The sequence below is a fragment of the Streptococcus sp. ST14 genome (assembly GCF_046098195.1).
Lineage (GTDB): Bacteria > Bacillota > Bacilli > Lactobacillales > Streptococcaceae > Streptococcus.
Genome location: NZ_JBJUSF010000012.1, coordinates 23,397 through 41,894 on the forward strand (window position 1 = coordinate 23,397; position 18,498 = coordinate 41,894).

General features: G+C 43.5%; 18 protein-coding genes. 16 read left to right on the forward strand and 2 right to left on the reverse strand.

All coding sequences use genetic code 11. From position 1 onward, the window contains the following. Window positions 1–3 precede the first annotated feature (3 nt). From yihA to whiA, 5 genes are read left to right on the forward strand one after another with little or no spacing between them, the layout of a single operon-like run. A complete protein-coding gene (gene yihA / locus ACIY19_RS05415) occupies window positions 4–591 on the forward strand; it encodes a ribosome biogenesis GTP-binding protein YihA/YsxC (RefSeq protein ID WP_000405203.1) in 588 nt (195 codons plus the stop codon). Window positions 592–600: 9 nt separating this feature from the next. Further along, window positions 601–981 (forward strand): RidA family protein, encoded by a 381-nt coding sequence (locus tag ACIY19_RS05420; protein ID WP_001140420.1) that lies wholly within the window; start codon window positions 601–603, stop codon window positions 979–981. 51 nt (window positions 982–1,032) lie between these two features. Next, on the forward strand, window positions 1,033–1,923 hold the full coding sequence (gene rapZ / locus ACIY19_RS05425; RefSeq protein ID WP_000163039.1) for an RNase adapter RapZ: 891 nt from the start codon (window positions 1,033–1,035) through the stop codon (window positions 1,921–1,923). Next, complete coding sequence (locus ACIY19_RS05430; RefSeq protein ID WP_001231060.1) at window positions 1,920–2,897, forward strand: YvcK family protein; 978 nt, start codon at window positions 1,920–1,922, stop codon at window positions 2,895–2,897. The genes rapZ and ACIY19_RS05430 overlap by 4 nt, the downstream gene beginning before the upstream one ends. Next, the gene (gene whiA, locus ACIY19_RS05435) at window positions 2,894–3,805 is read left to right on the forward strand and encodes a DNA-binding protein WhiA (protein WP_268702709.1); all 912 of its coding nucleotides are present in this window, start codon (window positions 2,894–2,896) and stop codon (window positions 3,803–3,805) included. The genes ACIY19_RS05430 and whiA overlap by 4 nt, the downstream gene beginning before the upstream one ends. A gap of 32 nt (window positions 3,806–3,837) precedes the next feature. On the opposite strand, the gene ACIY19_RS05440 is transcribed toward whiA, so the two are convergent. Next, window positions 3,838–4,806 carry an NAD(P)/FAD-dependent oxidoreductase gene (locus ACIY19_RS05440; protein ID WP_409002879.1) on the reverse strand — a complete coding sequence of 323 codons (969 nt, stop codon included), beginning with the start codon at window positions 4,804–4,806 and terminating at the stop codon, window positions 3,838–3,840. A 136-nt stretch (window positions 4,807–4,942) separates the two neighbouring features. On the opposite strand from ACIY19_RS05440, the gene cdaA reads away from it, so the two are divergent. The 9 genes from cdaA (at window position 4,943) to ACIY19_RS05485 (ending at window position 13,730) form a co-directional block, all read left to right on the forward strand. Beyond that, the gene (cdaA, locus tag ACIY19_RS05445; RefSeq protein ID WP_409002880.1) at window positions 4,943–5,800 is read left to right on the forward strand and encodes a diadenylate cyclase CdaA; all 858 of its coding nucleotides are present in this window, start codon (window positions 4,943–4,945) and stop codon (window positions 5,798–5,800) included. Continuing rightward, entirely contained in the window at window positions 5,787–6,572 is a 786-nt protein-coding gene (locus ACIY19_RS05450) for a YbbR-like domain-containing protein (RefSeq protein WP_409002881.1), read from the forward strand. Before cdaA ends, ACIY19_RS05450 begins: the two co-directional genes overlap by 14 nt. Before the next feature lie 30 nt (window positions 6,573–6,602). Next, complete coding sequence (glmM, locus tag ACIY19_RS05455; RefSeq protein WP_409002882.1) at window positions 6,603–7,955, forward strand: phosphoglucosamine mutase; 1,353 nt, start codon at window positions 6,603–6,605, stop codon at window positions 7,953–7,955. Between the two features lie 73 nt (window positions 7,956–8,028). Next, window positions 8,029–8,403 carry a DUF1149 family protein gene (locus tag ACIY19_RS05460; RefSeq protein ID WP_001050092.1) on the forward strand — a complete coding sequence of 125 codons (375 nt, stop codon included), beginning with the start codon at window positions 8,029–8,031 and terminating at the stop codon, window positions 8,401–8,403. A 2-nt stretch (window positions 8,404–8,405) separates the two neighbouring features. Then, on the forward strand, window positions 8,406–9,254 hold the full coding sequence (locus tag ACIY19_RS05465; RefSeq protein WP_409002883.1) for a DegV family protein: 849 nt from the start codon (window positions 8,406–8,408) through the stop codon (window positions 9,252–9,254). 39 nt (window positions 9,255–9,293) lie between these two features. Next, window positions 9,294–10,061, forward strand: coding sequence for a 4-hydroxy-tetrahydrodipicolinate reductase (gene dapB / locus ACIY19_RS05470; RefSeq protein WP_409002884.1), 768 nt, complete (start codon window positions 9,294–9,296; stop codon window positions 10,059–10,061). After that, entirely contained in the window at window positions 10,058–11,257 is a 1,200-nt protein-coding gene (locus tag ACIY19_RS05475) for a CCA tRNA nucleotidyltransferase (RefSeq protein ID WP_409002885.1), read from the forward strand. The genes dapB and ACIY19_RS05475 overlap by 4 nt, the downstream gene beginning before the upstream one ends. Then, a complete protein-coding gene (locus tag ACIY19_RS05480; RefSeq protein ID WP_409002886.1) occupies window positions 11,254–13,122 on the forward strand; it encodes an ABC-F family ATP-binding cassette domain-containing protein in 1,869 nt (622 codons plus the stop codon). The genes ACIY19_RS05475 and ACIY19_RS05480 overlap by 4 nt, the downstream gene beginning before the upstream one ends. Beyond that, window positions 13,119–13,730: a hypothetical protein gene (locus ACIY19_RS05485; protein WP_409002887.1), complete on the forward strand. Its 612-nt coding sequence runs from the start codon at window positions 13,119–13,121 to the stop codon at window positions 13,728–13,730. Before ACIY19_RS05480 ends, ACIY19_RS05485 begins: the two co-directional genes overlap by 4 nt. Window positions 13,731–13,781: 51 nt before the next feature. Here the strand turns inward: ACIY19_RS05485 and ACIY19_RS05490 are convergent, their stop codons facing one another. Further along, the gene (locus ACIY19_RS05490; RefSeq protein ID WP_409002888.1) at window positions 13,782–14,975 is read right to left on the reverse strand and encodes a cation diffusion facilitator family transporter; all 1,194 of its coding nucleotides are present in this window, start codon (window positions 14,973–14,975) and stop codon (window positions 13,782–13,784) included. A 306-nt stretch (window positions 14,976–15,281) separates the two neighbouring features. On the opposite strand from ACIY19_RS05490, the gene ACIY19_RS05495 reads away from it, so the two are divergent. Both ACIY19_RS05495 and ACIY19_RS05500 read left to right on the forward strand, forming a co-directional pair. Next, entirely contained in the window at window positions 15,282–17,978 is a 2,697-nt protein-coding gene (locus tag ACIY19_RS05495) for a cation-translocating P-type ATPase (protein ID WP_409002889.1), read from the forward strand. A 104-nt stretch (window positions 17,979–18,082) separates the two neighbouring features. Next, window positions 18,083–18,493, forward strand: coding sequence for a peptide deformylase (locus ACIY19_RS05500; RefSeq protein WP_409002890.1), 411 nt, complete (start codon window positions 18,083–18,085; stop codon window positions 18,491–18,493). Window positions 18,494–18,498: the final 5 nt, after the last annotated feature.

Here is an 18,498-nt window from a genome sequence, read left to right on the forward strand (position 1 = left end):
ACTATGGAAATCAATACACACAATGCTGAAATCCTGCTCAGTGCGGCAAACAAGTCCCACTATCCGCAGGATGAACTGCCAGAGATTGCCCTTGCAGGGCGTTCAAATGTCGGCAAGTCTAGCTTTATCAACACCATGTTGAACCGCAAAAATCTTGCTCGTACATCAGGAAAACCTGGGAAGACCCAGTTACTCAACTTCTTCAACATTGATGACAAGATGCGTTTTGTGGATGTACCAGGTTATGGCTATGCCCGCGTTTCTAAAAAGGAACGTGAAAAATGGGGGCGCATGATTGAGGAGTATTTGACCACTCGGGAAAATCTCCGTGCTGTGGTCAGTCTGGTGGATCTCCGTCACGACCCGTCAGCAGATGATGTGCAGATGTACGAATTTCTCAAGTATTATGAGATTCCGGTTATCATCGTTGCGACTAAGGCAGATAAGATTCCTCGTGGTAAGTGGAACAAGCATGAATCAGCAATCAAAAAGAAATTAAACTTTGACCCAAGTGACGACTTCATCCTCTTTTCATCTGTTAGCAAGGCAGGGATGGATCAGGCTTGGGACGCAATATTAGAAAAATTGTGAGGGAAAGAAATGGCAAAAACAATTCATACAGACAAAGCTCCAAAAGCAATCGGACCTTATGTTCAAGGGAAAATCGTTGGCAATCTTTTGTTTGCTAGCGGTCAAGTTCCCCTATCTCCTGAAACTGGAGAAATTGTAGGAGAAACGATCCAAGAACAGACCGAACAAGTCTTGAAAAATATCGGTGCTATTTTGGCAGAAGCGGGAACAGACTTTGACCATGTTGTCAAAACAACTTGCTTCTTGAGCGATATGAATGACTTTGTTCCTTTTAACGAGGTTTACCAGACTGCCTTTAAAGAGGAATTTCCAGCTCGTTCAGCTGTAGAGGTTGCACGTCTTCCTCGTGATGTAAAAGTCGAAATTGAAGTGATCGCAGAGATTGGATAAGCTAGTTGAAGTTTGGCTCTGCCAAACTTTTTTTGATATAAGGAGAGATAGATGACAAAGAAACAACTTCACCTGGTAATTGTGACAGGGATGAGTGGCGCAGGGAAAACGGTAGCCATTCAGTCCTTCGAGGATTTGGGATATTTCACTATTGACAATATGCCACCAGCCCTCTTGCCAAAGTTTTTGCAGTTGGTAGAGACCAAGGATGATGACCATAAGTTAGCCCTAGTAGTCGATATGCGGAGCCGTTCCTTCTTTTCAGAGATTCAGGCAGTTTTGGATGAATTGGAAAACCAAGATGATTTGGATTTCAAAATTCTCTTTTTAGACGCCGCAGATAAGGAATTGGTGGCACGCTATAAGGAAACTAGAAGAAGTCACCCTCTAGCTGCTGATGGTCGGATTTTAGATGGCATCAAGCTGGAACGTGAACTCTTAGCACCTTTGAAAAATATGAGTCAAAATGTGGTGGATACGACAGAACTCACTCCGCGTGAACTGCGTAAAACCATTGCTGAGCAATTTTCAGACCAAGAACAAGCCCAGTCTTTCCGTATCGAGGTCATGTCTTTTGGATTCAAGTATGGTATCCCAATCGATGCAGACTTGGTCTTTGATGTCCGTTTCTTGCCAAATCCATACTACCTTCCGGAACTCCGCAATCAGACAGGTGAGGATCAAGCAGTTTATGACTATGTGATGAATCATGAAGAGTCTGAAAGTTTCTATCAGCACTTACTCGCCTTGATTGAACCCATTTTGCCAAGTTACAAAAAAGAAGGCAAGTCTGTTTTAACCATTGCAGTAGGATGTACAGGTGGACAACACCGTAGTGTGGCCTTTGCCAAGCGCATAGCTGAGGACCTTGCTAAAAATTGGCCTGTCAATGAAAGCCATCGTGATAAAGACAGAAGAAAGGAAACGGTAAACCGTTCATGAGAAAACCAAAGATAACGGTAATTGGTGGAGGAACAGGTATCCCCGTCATTTTGAAAAGCTTGCGAGAAAAGGATGTTGATATCGCAGCCATCGTAACGGTAGCTGATGATGGTGGCTCTTCTGGTGAACTAAGAAAGAATATCCAACAGCTGACACCACCAGGCGATCTTCGCAATGTTCTGGTAGCCATGTCGGATATGCCTAAGTTTTATGAGAAGGTTTTTCAGTACCGTTTCTCAGAAGAGGCTGGAGCTTTTGCGGGTCATCCTCTAGGAAATATCATTATAGCAGGGCTTTCTGAAATGCAAGGGTCCACTTATAATGCCATGCAGCTGCTAAGTCTCTTTTTCCACACAACAGGAAAAATTTACCCATCGAGCGATCAGCCTCTGACACTGCATGCAGTCTTTAAAGACGGTTCTGAGGTGGCAGGTGAGAGCCACATTGCAGACCATCCAGGTATGATCGACCATGTCTATGTGACCAATACCTTGGATGATGAAACACCCCAAGCCAGCCGTCGAGTAGTCAATACCATTCTCGAGAGTGACATGATCGTCTTGGGGCCTGGTTCCCTCTTTACATCGATTTTGCCGAATATTGTTATTGAGGAGATTGGACAGGCTCTCTTGGAGACTAAGGCTGAGATCGCCTATGTCTGCAATATCATGACCCAGCGTGGGGAAACAGAGTACTTTTCAGACAGTGACCACGTGGAAGTCCTCCATCGACACTTAGGTCGGCCTTTTATCGATACGGTCTTGGTCAATATCGAAAAGGTTCCTAGAGAATACATGGATACCAACCGTTTTGATGAGTATTTGGTTCAGGTAGAGCATGATTTTGCTGGTCTTTGCAAGCAGGTTCCTCGTGTGATTTCATCCAACTTCCTTCGTTTGGAAAATGGAGGAGCCTTCCATGATGGCGATTTGATTGTAGACGAATTGATGCGCATTATACAGGTGAGAAAATGAGTTTTACAGTTGCAGTAAAAGAAGAAATTCTTGGCCAGCACCATCTCAGCCGTCATGAATTGTCTGCCATCATCAAGATGTCTGGCAGTATCGGTCTCTCTACTTCAGGCCTGACCTTGTCCGTCGTGACCGAAAATGCCAAGTTAGCTCGTCATCTTTATGAGTCTTTTCTCCATTTTTATGACATCAAGTCAGAAATTCATCACCATCAGAGAAGCAATCTTCGCAAGAATCGTGTCTACACGGTCTATACCGATGAGAGGGTGCAGGAGCTTTTGGCTGATTTGCGGCTTGCGGATTCCTTCTTTGGTTTGGAGACGGGTATTGATCCCGATATCTTAGCAGATGAAGAAGCTGGTCGTGCTTACTTATGTGGGGCCTTTCTGGCAAATGGTAGCATCCGAGATCCGGAGTCTGGTAAGTATCAGTTGGAGATTAGTTCCGTTTATCTGGACCATGCCCAAGGATTGGCCTCTCTCCTCCAGCAGTTTTTGCTGGACGCTAAGGTTATTGAGCGAAAGAAAGGTGCAGTTACCTATCTCCAGCGGGCAGAAGACATTATGGATTTCTTGATTGTGATTGGGGCCATGCAGGCGCGTGATAATTTTGAGCGCGTCAAGATTTTGCGTGAAACTCGTAACGATCTCAATCGGGCTAATAATGTCGAGACAGCTAATATCGCTCGAACGGTTTCTGCTAGTATGAAGACCATTAATAATATCAGTAAAATCAAAGATAGAATGGGTTTGGAAAATTTACCCGTGGATTTGCAGGAGGTAGCGCAGTTGCGGATTCAGCATCCAGACTACTCTATCCAGCAGTTGGCAGATAGCCTGAGCAATCCCCTAACCAAAAGTGGTGTCAACCACAGACTGAGAAAAATAAACAAGATTGCAGATGAATTATAAAACCACGGATTAGTTAATCCGTGGTTCTTTTTTTATAAACTGGTTGAGTGTTTGGGTTGTACTTTTTGCTCAGGGTCGATGTAGTTGATAGCATTGTTGACGGCAGTTGGTGCTTCACCCAGTCCTGTCGCAATCAAGTCAATCTTTCCTTCATAGTAGCAGCAGTCTCCGATAGCGTAAATACCAGCTTGGCTGGATTCTTGCTTACTATTGACGATAATCTTGTGTCGGTTGAGCTCCAGACCCCAGTTTTTAAGATTTCCGACAGAAGACTTGAAGCCGTAGTTGACAAAGAGGTGGTCTAAGTCAATTGTTTCGGCTTCATCAGATTTGACTTTTGTGATTTCCAGTTTATCAAGTGTTTTTCCATCTCCAAGGAGTTGGCTAGGAACGAATGGTGTCTTGATAGTCACAGATGATTCTTGCAGGGCTTGGACACTGTGTTCCAAAGCGCGGAAGTTATCTCGACGGTGAACGAGAGTAGTTGGGGCAATTTTTTCAAAAGCCAATGCCCAGTCAACTGCTGAGTCCCCTCCACCAAGGATGGTCACTTTCTTACCAGCGTATTGCTGGATGTTGGAAACGTGGTAGTGGATATTTTCATAGTCTTCAACGTTCTCCAATTCGAGCGGACGTGGTTTAAAGGCACCGCCCCCCATAGCAATGATGACGGTTTTAGTCAGATGACTTCCCTTGTTGGTTGTAATGCTAAATCCTTCATCTTGTTTCTCGATCTCAAGAACCGTTTCGTTGAGGTGAACAGGTGTGTCAAAGCCATTTAGCTGCTCAAGCAAACGATTGGTCAATTCCTCTCCGGTTAGATTTGGGAAACCTGGCACATCAAGGATTTGCTTTTCAGGATAGAGGATGGCAGGCTGACCACCGAGTTGGGGAAGAGAGTCGATGATTTGGACTTTGGCTTGGCGTAGGTGGGCGTAAAAGGCAGCAAAGAGGCCGACAGGACCGCCCCCTACAATGGTAATATCATAGAGTTGAGACATGATTTCTCCTTCGTTTTTTCTAGTCAGTTTATTGTATCATAATTTTGCTTAATTTAAAATGAAGTAGGATGGGGAAAAAATGAGCAGAAAATGGTATAATGATGAGTAAAGTGTTTTGACAGGGAGGAGGCCAAGGATGAATTTTCAACAATTATCCAATTTACAATACTGGACGAGTTTGTTTTCAAGTCCTTGGAGTATAGTCACCAATCTGATTGATATTCTCATTGTGACTTATATTTTATATCATTTTACTAAAGCTATTGCAGGCACCAAGATTATGATATTGGTCCGTGGGGTCTTAGTTTTTATTCTAGCCCAGATTCTTTCCAATATGATTGGTTTAACGACTATTTCCTGGTTGATCAATCAGATCATCACCTACGGGGTGATTGCAGCGGTGGTTATCTTTTCACCAGAGATTCGGACTGGTTTGGAGCGATTGGGCCGGGCTACTGATTTCTTCTCCAATGCCCCTATTAGTGCGGAAGAGCAGATGGTTCGTTCATTTGTGAAATCAGTTGAATACATGAGTCCTCGTAAGATTGGGGCGCTTGTAGTGGTTCAGCGAGTAAGAACCTTGCAGGAATACATCTCGACAGGGATCCCTTTAGATGCTAAAATTTCGGCTGAATTGCTTATCAATATTTTCATTCCCAATACTCCCTTGCATGATGGTGCTGTCATTATCAAGGAAGATCGGATTGCCGTAACTTCGGCCTACCTACCCCTGACTGAAAATACAGGGATTTCCAAAGAGTTTGGGACACGTCACAGGGCGGCGATTGGTTTGTCAGAAGTATCGGATGCTCTTACCTTTGTGGTTTCTGAGGAAACAGGTGGGATCTCAATCACCTATAATGGAGTCTTTAAACATGATTTGACCTTGGAAGAGTTTGAAGCTGAATTGAGAAGAATCTTACTTCCAGCATCAGAGGAAAAACACGGTCTGAAAGAGCGTTTGTTAGGAGGATTGAAATATGAGAAAAAATAGTCTTTATATTATCTCTTCCTTCTTTTTCGCCTGCATCCTCTTTATCTATGCGACTTCAACAAACTATCAGAATAGCAACAGTGCCAGACAGGCGCGGACGGAAACCTATACCAATACGGTCCTTAATGTCCCAATCGATATTCAGTATGACAGTGATCAGTATTTTATCAGTGGTTTTACATCTGAAGTGACGGTCTTTCTAACAGGGTCAAACAGAGTTGCTTTGGCGAGTGAGATGCAGGAAAGTACCCGCAAATTTAAGGTGACAGCTGATCTTTCTGATGCCAGTGTAGGGACCATCGAAGTTCCTCTAACCATTGAAAATCTGCCTAGCGGTTTGACAGCTGTTGCGACACCGCAAAAGATAACAGTCAAGGTCGGTAAAAAAGCAAAACGTGACAATGTCATTGTTGTGCCGGAGATTGACCCTAGCCAGATTGATTCTCGTGTGAAAATTGATACAGTCACTGTGTCAGATGAAAAAGTAACGGTTATTAGTGACGAGGAGACTCTCTCTAGAGTAGATCGTGTCATTGCCATCTTACCGACTAGTGAACGGATAACAGGTAACTACTCGGCCTCTGTTCCACTACAAGCAGTTGATAAAAATGGAAATGTCTTACCAAGCGTCATTATGCCATTTGACACTACAATGAAAATTACAACCAAAACAGTATCGTCTAGCTCGAGTTCTTCGTCAACGGGCTCTTCAACCAGCAGTTCGTCTTCAACGAGTTCAGAAACGAAACCAGACTCGTCTAAACAGGACTAAATAAAATAGTAGAAAAGGATGATAAATAAAATGGGTAAATATTTTGGGACCGATGGAGTCCGTGGAGAAGCAAACGTAGAATTGACGCCAGAATTGGCCTTTAAACTGGGACGTTTTGGTGGTTATGTTCTTAGCCAACATGAAACGGAAGCCCCTAAAGTCTTTGTAGGACGTGATACACGTATCTCAGGAGAAATGCTAGAATCTGCCTTGGTGGCAGGTCTTCTATCAGTAGGGATTCACGTCTACAAACTCGGTGTCCTTGCAACACCAGCAGTAGCTTATTTGGTTAAAACTGAGGGAGCTAGTGCGGGTGTCATGATTTCCGCAAGTCACAACCCAGCCCTTGATAATGGAATTAAATTCTTTGGTGGGGATGGCTTCAAACTTGATGATGAAAAAGAAGCAGAAATCGAAGCCTTGCTAGATGCTACAGAAGACACCCTTCCTCGTCCAAGTGCCGAAGGATTGGGAACTTTGGTAGATTATCCAGAAGGCTTGCGTAAGTATGAAGGTTACCTTGTTTCAACTGGAACGCCTCTTGAAGGAATGAAAGTGGCCTTGGACACAGCAAACGGTGCAGCGTCTACAAGTGCTCGTCAAATCTTTGCAGACCTTGGGGCTCAAATAACTGTTATCGGTGAGACACCAGATGGTCTTAATATCAACTTGAATGTGGGTTCTACACATCCAGAAGCTCTTCAAGAAGTGGTCAAAGAAAGCCAGTCAGCTATCGGTTTGGCCTTTGACGGAGATAGTGACCGTTTGATTGCTGTTGATGAAAATGGCGACATCGTCGATGGTGATAAGATCATGTACATCATCGGAAAATACCTTTCTGAAAAAGGCCAGTTGGCTCAAAACACCATCGTGACAACGGTTATGTCTAACCTTGGCTTCCATAAGGCCTTGGAGAGTGCTGGTATTAACAAGGCAGTGACTGCTGTTGGAGACCGCTATGTCGTTGAAGAAATGAGAAAATCAGGCTACAACCTTGGTGGTGAGCAATCAGGCCACGTTATCTTGATGGATTACAATACAACTGGTGATGGTCAATTATCAGCTGTTCAATTGACTAAGATCATGAAAGAAACAGGCAAGAGATTGTCTCAACTGGCATCAGAAGTGACGATTTATCCACAAAAACTGGTCAATATCCGAGTGGAAAATGCCATGAAAGAAAAAGCCATGGAAGTACCAGCCATTAAAACTATCATCGAAAAGATGGAAGAAGAAATGGCAGGAAACGGTCGTATCCTTGTCCGCCCAAGTGGAACAGAACCCCTCTTGCGTGTCATGGCAGAAGCCCCAACAACAGAAGAAGTTAACTACTACGTAGATACGATTGCTGCTGTTGTTAAAGATGAAATTGGAATTGACTAAAGCCTAGAAAACTAGATGAAATGATAAAAATGTGGTACAATTGCATAGTAAATTGTAGCAATGGGAGAGAAAAATGAATCTTAAACGAGAACAAGAATTTGTTAGCCAGTATCACTTTGATGCTCGTAACTTTGAATGGGAAAATGAAAATGGAGCTCCTGAAACCAAGGTAGACGTGAACTTTCAGTTGCTCCAACATGACCAAGAAAATCAAGTGACTTCTTTAGTCGTTATCTTGAGTTTCATGATTGTCTTTGACAAATTTGTCATCAGCGGAACAATTTCCCAAGTTAACCATGTGGAAGGTCGCATTGTCAACGAACCAAGCGAATTTAACCAAGAAGAAGTCGAAACCTTGGCACGTCCATGTTTGAACATGCTCAATCGTTTGACGTATGAAGTAACAGAAATCGCCTTGGATCTTCCAGGGATCAATTTGGAGTTTTAGTCATGAAATTAGCTGTCATTACAGATTCTTCAGCCTATTTAGAGGAGAAGACGCTGCAAAGAGAGAATCTTTTTATCTTGGATATTCCTGTCAATATTGATGGAGAGGAGTATGTTGAAGGTGTCAATCTGACTGCTGAGGAATTTTATCAAAAAATGGCTCAGTCTGTAGAATTGCCTAAAACTAGTCAACCAAGTATTGCCAAATTGGATGAGATTCTTAGTTCTTTGAAAGATGAGGGTTATACCCATGTCTTGGGACTATTTCTTTCGTCAGGAATTTCAGGTTTTTATCAGAACATCCAATACATGTTGGAAGAGTATGATGGCTTGACCATTGCCTTTCCAGATACCCATATCACAAGTTCCCCTCTAGGATTTATGGTAGAGAGTGCCTTTGAATGGGCAGAACAAGGCGATGATTTTGCCCAGATTCAGGAGAAGTTGGCTATCCAAATTGCTGATAATTCAGCCTTTATCATAGTAGATGATCTCGACCACTTGGTTAAAGGAGGACGTTTGTCAAATGGGGCAGCTATCTTAGGGAATCTCCTCAGTATCAAGCCTATCCTCTATTTTAATGACCAAGGAGTGATTGAAGTTTACGAAAAAGTTCGTACAGAAAAAAAAGCAATTAAACGTTTGGTGGAAATCATAAAGGAGTTGACAAAAGATGGGGACTACCGTATAACAGTCATTCATGGGAACGCTCCTCAAAAGGCAGCGGATTTACGTCAGCTTTTGATGGAGAGTGGTGTGACTGCTGAAATTCCAATTGAAACCTTTGGTAGTGTCATTGGGACCCACCTTGGAGAAGGTAGTATCGCCTTGAGCTATACACCAATCGTCTAAATTGTTCTTGCAGGCTTTGTATCTTAGACAGGAGTAGAGATGAGTATTCGAGTAATTATTGCCGGTTTTAAGGGAAAGATGGGCCAAGCTGCTTGTCAGATGGTCTTGGCTGATCCAGACTTGGACTTGGTCGCAGTTTTGGATCCTTTTGAGTCTGAGTCAGAATGGCAGGGGATTCCTGTCTTCAATGATAAGGCTGACTTGGCTAGTGTTGAGGCGGATGTCTGGGTGGATTTTACTACACCAGCCGTTGCCTACGAAAATACACGCTTTGCTCTTGAAAATGGCTTTGCTCCAGTAGTTGGAACAACAGGCTTTACTAGTGAAGAAATTGCTGATCTAAAAGCATTTTCCCGTGAACAAGATTTGGGTGGTTTGATTGCCCCTAATTTTGCCTTGGGCGCTGTCTTGCTTATGCAATTTGCGGCGCAGGCTGCCAAATATTTCCCCAATGTGGAGATTATCGAGCTCCATCATGACAAGAAAAAAGATTCTCCGAGCGGAACAGCTATTAAAACGGCTGAGCTGATGGCGGAAGTGCGAGAGTCTATCCAACAAGGTGCGCCTGATGAGGAAGAATTGATTGCAGGTGCCCGTGGTGCTGACTTTGATGGCATGCGCATCCACTCAGTCCGTCTACCAGGCTTGGTAGCCCATCAGGAAGTCATCTTTGGAAATCAGGGAGAAGGATTGACCCTCCGTCATGACTCCTATGATCGCAGCTCCTTCATGACAGGGGTGAATTTGGGAATCAAAGAAGTTGTCAAGCGTCATGAGCTTGTCTATGGATTAGAACACTTATTATGAGATTAACACAAATGCCTTCTGAATTTCAGAAGGCTTTACCAGTATTAGAAAAAATTAAAGAAGCAGGTTTTGAAGCCTATTTTGTTGGGGGCTCTGTTCGAGATGCCCTCCTCCATCGTCCCATCCATGATGTGGATATTGCGACCTCTTCCTATCCAGAGGAGACCAAGCGGATATTCTCCCGCACAGCCGATATTGGAATCGAGCACGGAACTGTTTTAGTTTTAGATGGGGACGAGGAATATGAAGTGACGACCTTTCGGACCGAAGATGTCTATGTGGACTACCGTAGACCCAGTGCGGTTTCCTTTGTGCGTTCGCTAGAAGAAGACCTCAAGCGCCGTGATTTCACAGTCAATGCCTTCGCTTTGGATGAGACAGGTGAAATCATTGACTTGTTCCATGGTTTAGAAGATTTGGAAAACCAAGTCTTGCGAGCAGTTGGAGTGGCTAGTGAGCGTTTCAACGAAGATGCTTTGCGGATTATGCGTGGTTTCCGTTTTCAGGCCAGTCTCGGTTTTAAACTTGAGTCAGAAACTTTTGAGGCGATGAAGACTTTGACGCCGCTTTTGGAGAAAATTTCTGTAGAGCGCACCTTCGTTGAGTTTGATAAACTCTTGCTGGCACCTTTTTGGCGAGTTGGTCTGGCTTCCATGATTGAAAGTCAAGCTTATGACTATCTTCCAGATATGGCAGGAAGCCAAGACAAGCTCAACGGACTGTTTGATTTAGAGGCTGATCTCACTTTTGAATCCTCTGAACAAGCCTGGGCGGCTCTATTGTGGGCTTTGGAGATTAAAGATGCACAGCCATTTTTGAAAGCTTGGAAAACCTCACGCCAGTTTGCTAAGCAGGTTCAGGATTTGCTGACTATTTTGACTTTGCGAGAAGAAGGAGAGCTGAGCAAGCGCGATTGTTACCGCTTTGACTTGGATTCCCTTCTACAAGCTGAAAGTCTTCGTCAGGCCCAAGGAAAGGAAGTCAACCCACAAGCCATCAAAGAAACTTACCATAGTTTGACCATTCATGACAAGAAAGAAATTCAGATTAACGGTGGAATTTTGATTAAGGAATATGGTTACCAGCCAGGACCAGACTTGGGAGAGATTTTAACAGAGATTGAGTTTGCCATTGTCGATGGAGAATTGGAAAATGATCGTCAAGCAATCCATGCTTACCTGAGGGAGAAAAAATGAGTGATTTTATCGTTGAAAAACTAAGCAAATCCGTTGGTGACAAGACCGTTTTTAAGGATATTTCTTTTATCATCCATGACTTGGACAGAATCGGTCTGATAGGTGTCAATGGGACTGGTAAGACCACCCTTTTAGACGTCCTTTCTGGCGTTTCTGGCTTTGATGGGGATGTCAGTCCTTTTTCAGCTAAGAATGACTACAAGATTGGCTACTTGACACAGGATCCTGATTTTGATGATAGCAAGACGGTCTTGGATACGGTTCTCTCCAGCGACCTCAAGGAAATCCAGTTGATTCGTGAGTATGAGTTAATCATGCTCAACTACAGCGAGGACAAGCAGGGTCGTTTGGAACGGGTCATGGCAGAGATGGATTCTCTCCAAGCCTGGGAAATTGAAAGCCAGGTCAAGACGGTCCTCAGCAAGCTGGGTATTCAGGACTTGTCGACTCCAGTTGGTGAATTGTCAGGCGGTCTGAGAAGACGGGTTCAGTTGGCGCAAGTTCTCCTAGGAAACCACGACCTCTTGCTTCTGGACGAGCCAACCAACCACCTGGACATTGCGACCATTGAGTGGCTGACTCTTTTTTTGAAAAATTCCAAGAAGACCGTTCTCTTTATCACACATGATCGTTATTTCCTAGATGCACTATCAACGCGGATTTTCGAGTTGGACCGAGCAGGCTTGACCGAGTATCAGGGAAATTACCAGGACTATGTTCGCCTCAAGGCTGAGCAAGATGAGCGTGACGCAGCTCTTCTCCACAAGAAAGAACAACTCTACAAACAAGAACTGGCCTGGATGCGCAGACAACCGCAGGCGCGTGCGACCAAGCAACAAGCTCGTATCAATCGTTTCCACGACTTGAAAAAAGAAGTTTCAGGTGGCGTTGCTGAAACAGACTTAACCATGAACTTTGAAACCAGTCGGATTGGGAAGAAAGTCATCGAGTTTCAGGAGGTTTCCTTTGCCTATGAAAACAAGCCCATTTTGCAAGATTTTAATCTCTTGGTACAAGCCAAAGACCGTATCGGAATCGTTGGGGACAACGGTGTCGGGAAGTCAACTCTTCTCAACCTCATCGCAGGAAGTCTTGAGCCGACTAAAGGTCAAGTTATCATCGGTGAGACGGTTCGCATTGCCTATTTCTCTCAACAAATTGAAGGTTTAGACGAGAGCAAGCGCGTTATCAATTACCTGCAGGAAGTAGCAGAAGAGGTTAAGACTAGTGGTGGTTCTACAACTTCCATCGCTGAGTTGCTGGAGCAATTCCTCTTCCCACGTTCGATGCATGGAACCTTGATTGAGAAATTGTCTGGTGGCGAGAAAAAACGCCTCTATCTCCTCAAACTGCTCTTGGAAAAACCAAATGTACTTCTCTTGGATGAGCCGACAAATGATCTGGACATTGCGACCTTGACAGTCTTGGAGAATTTCTTGCAGGGCTTTGCTGGGCCTGTTTTAACAGTTAGCCACGATCGCTATTTCCTTGATAAGGTAGCGACCAAGATTCTCGCTTTTGAGGATGGCAAGATTCGTCCTTTCTTTGGTCATTACACCGACTACCTTGATGAAAAAGCTTTTGAAACTGATATGGCCAATCAAGTGCAAAAGGCAGAAAAGGAGAAAGTGGTCAAGGTTCGTGAAGACAAGAAACGCATGACCTACCAAGAAAAGCAGGAGTGGGCAAGCATTGAAGGCGATATTGAAGCCTTGGAAAATCGTATTGCTGCTATTGAAGAAGAAATGCAGGCAAATGGCTCTGACTTTGGTAAGCTGGCTACTCTCCAAAAAGAACTGGATGAGAAAAACGAAGCACTCCTTGAAAAATACGAACGTTATGAATATTTAAGTGAGTTGGCATGATGGAAGAAAAAGTCATTAAACGTAGTCCCAAGAAAATCATTTGGAATGCCTTGTTTGGCTTGACTTCAGTGCTTTTTTTCTTACTACCTCTCTCTTATCTCCATTTGTACTCGCAAAAGGGAACCAGACTTCATACGATAAGTCTGTTATTAATACTGCTTGTCCTCTTTTGTGCTGGAGTAGTTGTTTATCAGACATACAGGCTGTTAAGTTCCGATAAGGAATATTTGAGCTGTACTGTCGAGGGGTTTTACTACAAACCAAACCCAAAGAAACCCAGTCGTTTCTATGCTTGGACAGATGTAGAAGAGTTTTCCTTTTCTCGGATTCGAGGGAAGTACAGGGATTCCTATCGGATTGAAGTCTATTTTAAAAACAAGGAAAATGTGAAATCCCAATCCTTTCTAGCTCTGCTGAAGAGAAGGATTCTCCCTTTTCATTCGTCAGCAGATTTGATCATCCCGATCTTTCTATTAGATGTAGGTCTTCCTGAAAGGATCTATGAGACCATGAAGTACTATGAAAGAGAATGGCGTATCGAGCAAAATCGTCAAGCAAGAAAACAGACAAAACAAGCTTCGAAAAGCAAATCTTTCAAACAGCTATAATCCAGTTTAGCTTAAAAAATCAATCAAAAAAGCCCTATCCACTGGATAGGGTTACTCTTTGTCTTCTTTTTTTGTTTCCTGGTGGAAGATATTTTGCCAAGTTTCATGGCGACGCCAGATACTGGTGTGGACGATACCATCTAACTCATAGCAAATGAGCTTGGTTTTTTGACTAATGGAAGTAATTTGAATATCCTTGATTGTAGTAGGTAGTTCTTTTGCAACTTTATAAGCGCCCTTGTCCATCTGCTCTCCATCTTGACGGATATAGAGAAAGTCCTCAGCAAGGAGTTCTTCTAGCTGATTCCCTTGGTCAATCAATTGCTCGCGCATGAGTAGTTTTTTATAGACATTGTCCAAAATTTCGTCTTCAGGTATAGGAGCAGGTTCGATGTGGATATCGGTATCAAAGACTCCAAAACGTTCTTCCAGCATGGATTCGACCTGGTCTGCAATTTCGTGACTTTCATAGACTGATAGATCGGGATTCATCTCCAGTGTGATATCGAGGTAGATATTGCTACCGTACGTGCGACCTCTTTGGGACTTGACCTTACTAATCTTTGGAATTTCCATTATAGCCTTTTGGTAGTCCTCTAGCAGACGGTCGTCAAAACCATCTGAAAGACTGAAGGAAGACTCGATAAAGATATCGTAAGCTGTCTTTAAGATGAAGAAAGTGATAATGATAGCGACTAATTTATCCACGATTGGATAATTGAAACTGCTGGCTAGGATAGCAATGGAGGTTCCAAGTGAGGTGACAGCATCGGAAAGATTGTCCTTAGCAGCTGCCTTGAGAGCCTTGGATTTGGATTTCTTACTGAGGCGTGTGTTATAGAGATAAACAGCAAACATGACCGCTGCTGAAATGATTCCTAGAATCGCTCCCAAAGGATCAATAGGTGTTTGTTCCCGACTGAGAATTTTCTGAATGGTGTCCCGAAGCACATCAAAACCAACATAGAACATGATGATGGAAGTAATCAAGCTAGCCAAATCTTCAATCTTCCAGTGACCAAAGCGATGGTCACGGTCTGCAGGTTGGCGAGCCATCCGAATCCCAATCAAGAGAGCAACATTTCCGATAATATCGGATACGTTGTTAAAACCATCCGCCACCAAACTGGAGGAATGCAGGAGGTGGCCAGTTGCCAATTTTGCTGCAGACAAGAGGAGGTAGGTTGAAATACTGATAATGGCTCCACGTTCTGCCAATTTGAGATTTGACATGGATTGGTTCATCGGGCTTCCTTTCTAGTCATATAGTATTCTTACATTATACTGGTTTTCAAAGGAAAATTCAAATTTAGTCTTGTTTCATCGGATTTAAACCCTTGAAAACTTTTCAAATTTTGATATAATAGTACTACTCAAGGGAGTAGCTGGCAGAAACCTGTGATAGTGTCGTCATTCCGAATTGTATACTGAAAAGTATGTTTTCCGGCACTATCTTAAACAGCGAGACTTGTTATGATTAACAGGTCTCTTTTTGTTTGTCATAAAACTAAAAGAGAACTTGTTTTGCACACAATGTCAAGGAGGAGACACATGTCAAAAGAACAAAAACGCCAAGCGTTTTATACTCAAAGTCCTGAAGAGGTCTTGAAGTCGGTTGAAGCAACTGAGCAAGGTCTTTCGTCAAGCGAAGCACAGAAACGCCTAGCTGAATATGGACGCAATGAACTGGAAGAGGGTGAGAAAAAATCTCTCCTAGTCAAGTTTATCGAGCAATTTAAGGATTTGATGATTATCATCCTAGTTGCTGCGGCTATCTTGTCAGTCGTAACTTCTGGTGGGGAAGATATCGCAGATGCCATTATCATCCTAGCCGTGGTTATCATCAACGCTGCCTTTGGTGTTTACCAAGAAGGAAAAGCAGAAGAAGCTATCGAAGCCCTCAAGTCTATGTCTAGTCCAGCTGCCCGCGTTCTTCGTGATGGGCATATGGCTGAGATTGATTCTAAAGAATTGGTACCTGGAGATATCGTTGCCCTTGAAGCAGGTGATGTGGTACCAGCAGACTTACGTTTATTAGAAGCTAACTCCCTTAAAATTGAAGAAGCTGCTTTGACAGGTGAGTCTGTTCCAGTCGAAAAAGACTTGTCAGTCGAGCTTGCGACAGCTGCTGGTATTGGTGACCGTGTCAATATGGCCTTCCAAAACTCAAACGTGACCTATGGTCGTGGGATGGGTGTTGTTGTCAATACAGGTATGTACACGGAAGTTGGTCACATCGCTGGCATGCTTCAAGATGCGGATGAGACGGATACACCCCTTAAACAAAACTTGAATAACCTTTCTAAGGTCTTGACCTATGCAATTTTGGTTATTGCTCTTGTTACTTTTGTAGTGGGTGTCTTCATTCAAGGGAAAAGTCCACTTGGTGAGTTGTTGACTTCTGTTGCCCTTGCCGTTGCAGCCATTCCAGAAGGACTTCCTGCTATCGTTACCATCGTTCTTTCCCTTGGTACTCAAGTTTTAGCCAAACGACATTCCATCGTTCGTAAGTTGCCAGCAGTAGAAACACTTGGTTCAACAGAAATCATCGCATCTGATAAAACTGGTACGCTGACCATGAACAAGATGACAGTCGAAAAAGTCTTCTACGATGCAGTCCTACATGACTCAGCTGATGACATTGAGCTAGGTCTTGAAATGCCCCTACTTCGTTCAGTTGTCTTGGCCAATGATACGAAAATCGATGTGGAAGGCAATCTGATTGGTGATCCAACCGAAACAGCCTTTATCCAATACGCCTTGGACAAGGGTTACGATGTTAAAGGATTTTTAGACAAATATCCACGTGTGGCTGAGTTACCATTTGACTCTGACCGTAAGCTCATGTCAACGGTTCACCCATTGCCAGATGGTCGTTTCCTTGTAGCAGTCAAAGGTGCGCCAGACCAACTTTTGAAACGTTGTGTTCTTCGTGATAAGGCTGGGGATATTGCTCCGATTGACGAGAAGGTTACAAACCTCATTCATACAAACAACTCTGAAATGGCTCACCAAGCCTTGCGTGTCCTTGCAGGTGCTTATAAGATTATCGATAGTATTCCAGAAAACCTCACTTCTGAAGAGCTTGAAAATGATTTAATCTTTACTGGTTTGATTGGGATGATTGACCCTGAGCGTGCCGAAGCAGCAGAAGCAGTTCGTGTCGCTAAGGAAGCAGGAATCCGTCCAATCATGATTACGGGTGACCATCAAGATACTGCAGAAGCTATTGCCAAACGTTTGGGAATTATTGATGCAAATGATACAGAAGGCCACGTTTTAACTGGTGCTGAGCTCAACGAACTGTCAGATGAAGACTTTGAAAAAGTAGTTGGTCAATACTCTGTTTATGCCCGTGTGTCTCCAGAACACAAGGTTCGTATCGTCAAGGCTTGGCAAAAACAAGGTAAGGTTGTTGCTATGACAGGTGACGGTGTTAATGATGCGCCAGCTCTGAAAACAGCCGATATCGGTATCGGTATGGGAATCACTGGTACAGAGGTTTCTAAGGGGGCTTCTGACATGATTCTTGCAGATGATAACTTTGCGACTATTATCGTCGCAGTTGAAGAAGGACGTAAGGTCTTCTCAAACATTCAAAAGACTATTCAGTACTTACTTTCTGCCAATACTGCTGAAGTATTAACTATCTTCTTATCAACCTTGTTTGGTTGGGACGTCTTGCAGCCAGTTCATCTTTTGTGGATCAACTTGGTAACAGATACCTTCCCAGCTATCGCTCTTGGTGTTGAACCTGCTGAGCCTGGTGTCATGAATCATAAACCACGTGGACGAAAGGCAAGCTTCTTCTCAGGTGGTGTTTTGAGTTCTATCATCTATCAAGGTGTACTCCAAGCAGCTATTGTTATGAGTGTTTATGGACTTGCAATTGCTTACCCAGTTCATGTGGGTGACAATCATGCCATTCATGCGGATGCCCTTACTATGGCCTTTGCAACACTCGGTTTGATCCAGCTCTTCCATGCCTACAATGTCAAGTCTGTTTACCAATCCATCTTGACAGTTGGCCCATTCAAGTCTAAGACCTTTAACTGGTCTATCTTGGTATCCTTCATTCTTCTGATGGCAACAATTGTCGTAGAACCGCTTGAAGGAATCTTCCACGTAACCAAACTAGACTTGTCACAATGGGTCATTGTTCTAGCTGGAAGCTTCTCAATGATACTTATCGTAGAAATCGTTAAGTTTGTTCAACGTAAACTTGGTCTTGATAAGAACGCTATTTAAAAAGAAAGTCATCTTCGGATGGCTTTTTTTGCATTTGAGGGAAAGGACTAGAAGTTGCCCTCTTTTGTGCTATAATAAAGTAAAGTTGTAAGGAGCGTAAGAGAATGGAAAAGAAAATTGTCCGAGATGTCTTATTCTTGTCGCAGGTCTCGAAACCTGCAAGTCAGGAAGACCTTTATCTGGCTAAGGATTTGCAGGATACCCTGCTGGCTAATCGCGAGACCTGTGTCGGTCTGGCGGCTAATATGATTGGGGAGCAGAAGCGCGTGATTATCTTTAATCTTGGCCTAGTCCCCATGGTCATGTTTAACCCCATTCTCCTTTCCTATAAAGGACCTTACGAGACAGAGGAAGGTTGTTTGTCTTTGACTGGGGTTCGAACGACGACTCGTTATGAAACGATTACGGTTTCCTATCGCGATAGCAAGTGGCAGGAACAGACCATTACACTGACAGGTTTTCCAGCTCAGATCTGCCAACATGAACTGGATCATTTGAAAGGACGAATTATTTAGGAGGA

Excerpts from the sequence above, each read along its gene's own strand:
- dapB (WP_409002884.1), top strand. The coding sequence starts at position 9,294 with ATGAGTATTCGAGTAATTATTGCCGGTTTTAAGGGAAAGATGGGCCAA.
- ACIY19_RS05475 (WP_409002885.1), top strand. The coding sequence starts at position 10,058 with ATGAGATTAACACAAATGCCTTCTGAATTTCAGAAGGCTTTACCAGTA.
- rapZ (WP_000163039.1), top strand. The coding sequence starts at position 1,033 with ATGACAAAGAAACAACTTCACCTGGTAATTGTGACAGGGATGAGTGGC.
- ACIY19_RS05420 (WP_001140420.1), top strand. The coding sequence starts at position 601 with ATGGCAAAAACAATTCATACAGACAAAGCTCCAAAAGCAATCGGACCT.
- ACIY19_RS05480 (WP_409002886.1), top strand. The coding sequence starts at position 11,254 with ATGAGTGATTTTATCGTTGAAAAACTAAGCAAATCCGTTGGTGACAAG.
- ACIY19_RS05430 (WP_001231060.1), top strand. The coding sequence starts at position 1,920 with ATGAGAAAACCAAAGATAACGGTAATTGGTGGAGGAACAGGTATCCCC.
- ACIY19_RS05465 (WP_409002883.1), top strand. The coding sequence starts at position 8,406 with ATGAAATTAGCTGTCATTACAGATTCTTCAGCCTATTTAGAGGAGAAG.
- ACIY19_RS05440 (WP_409002879.1), bottom strand. The coding sequence starts at position 4,806 with ATGTCTCAACTCTATGATATTACCATTGTAGGGGGCGGTCCTGTCGGC.
- glmM (WP_409002882.1), top strand. The coding sequence starts at position 6,603 with ATGGGTAAATATTTTGGGACCGATGGAGTCCGTGGAGAAGCAAACGTA.
- ACIY19_RS05485 (WP_409002887.1), top strand. The coding sequence starts at position 13,119 with ATGATGGAAGAAAAAGTCATTAAACGTAGTCCCAAGAAAATCATTTGG.
- ACIY19_RS05490 (WP_409002888.1), bottom strand. The coding sequence starts at position 14,975 with ATGAACCAATCCATGTCAAATCTCAAATTGGCAGAACGTGGAGCCATT.
- cdaA (WP_409002880.1), top strand. The coding sequence starts at position 4,943 with ATGAATTTTCAACAATTATCCAATTTACAATACTGGACGAGTTTGTTT.
- ACIY19_RS05500 (WP_409002890.1), top strand. The coding sequence starts at position 18,083 with ATGGAAAAGAAAATTGTCCGAGATGTCTTATTCTTGTCGCAGGTCTCG.
- ACIY19_RS05495 (WP_409002889.1), top strand. The coding sequence starts at position 15,282 with ATGTCAAAAGAACAAAAACGCCAAGCGTTTTATACTCAAAGTCCTGAA.
- whiA (WP_268702709.1), top strand. The coding sequence starts at position 2,894 with ATGAGTTTTACAGTTGCAGTAAAAGAAGAAATTCTTGGCCAGCACCAT.
- ACIY19_RS05450 (WP_409002881.1), top strand. The coding sequence starts at position 5,787 with ATGAGAAAAAATAGTCTTTATATTATCTCTTCCTTCTTTTTCGCCTGC.
- yihA (WP_000405203.1), top strand. The coding sequence starts at position 4 with ATGGAAATCAATACACACAATGCTGAAATCCTGCTCAGTGCGGCAAAC.
- ACIY19_RS05460 (WP_001050092.1), top strand. The coding sequence starts at position 8,029 with ATGAATCTTAAACGAGAACAAGAATTTGTTAGCCAGTATCACTTTGAT.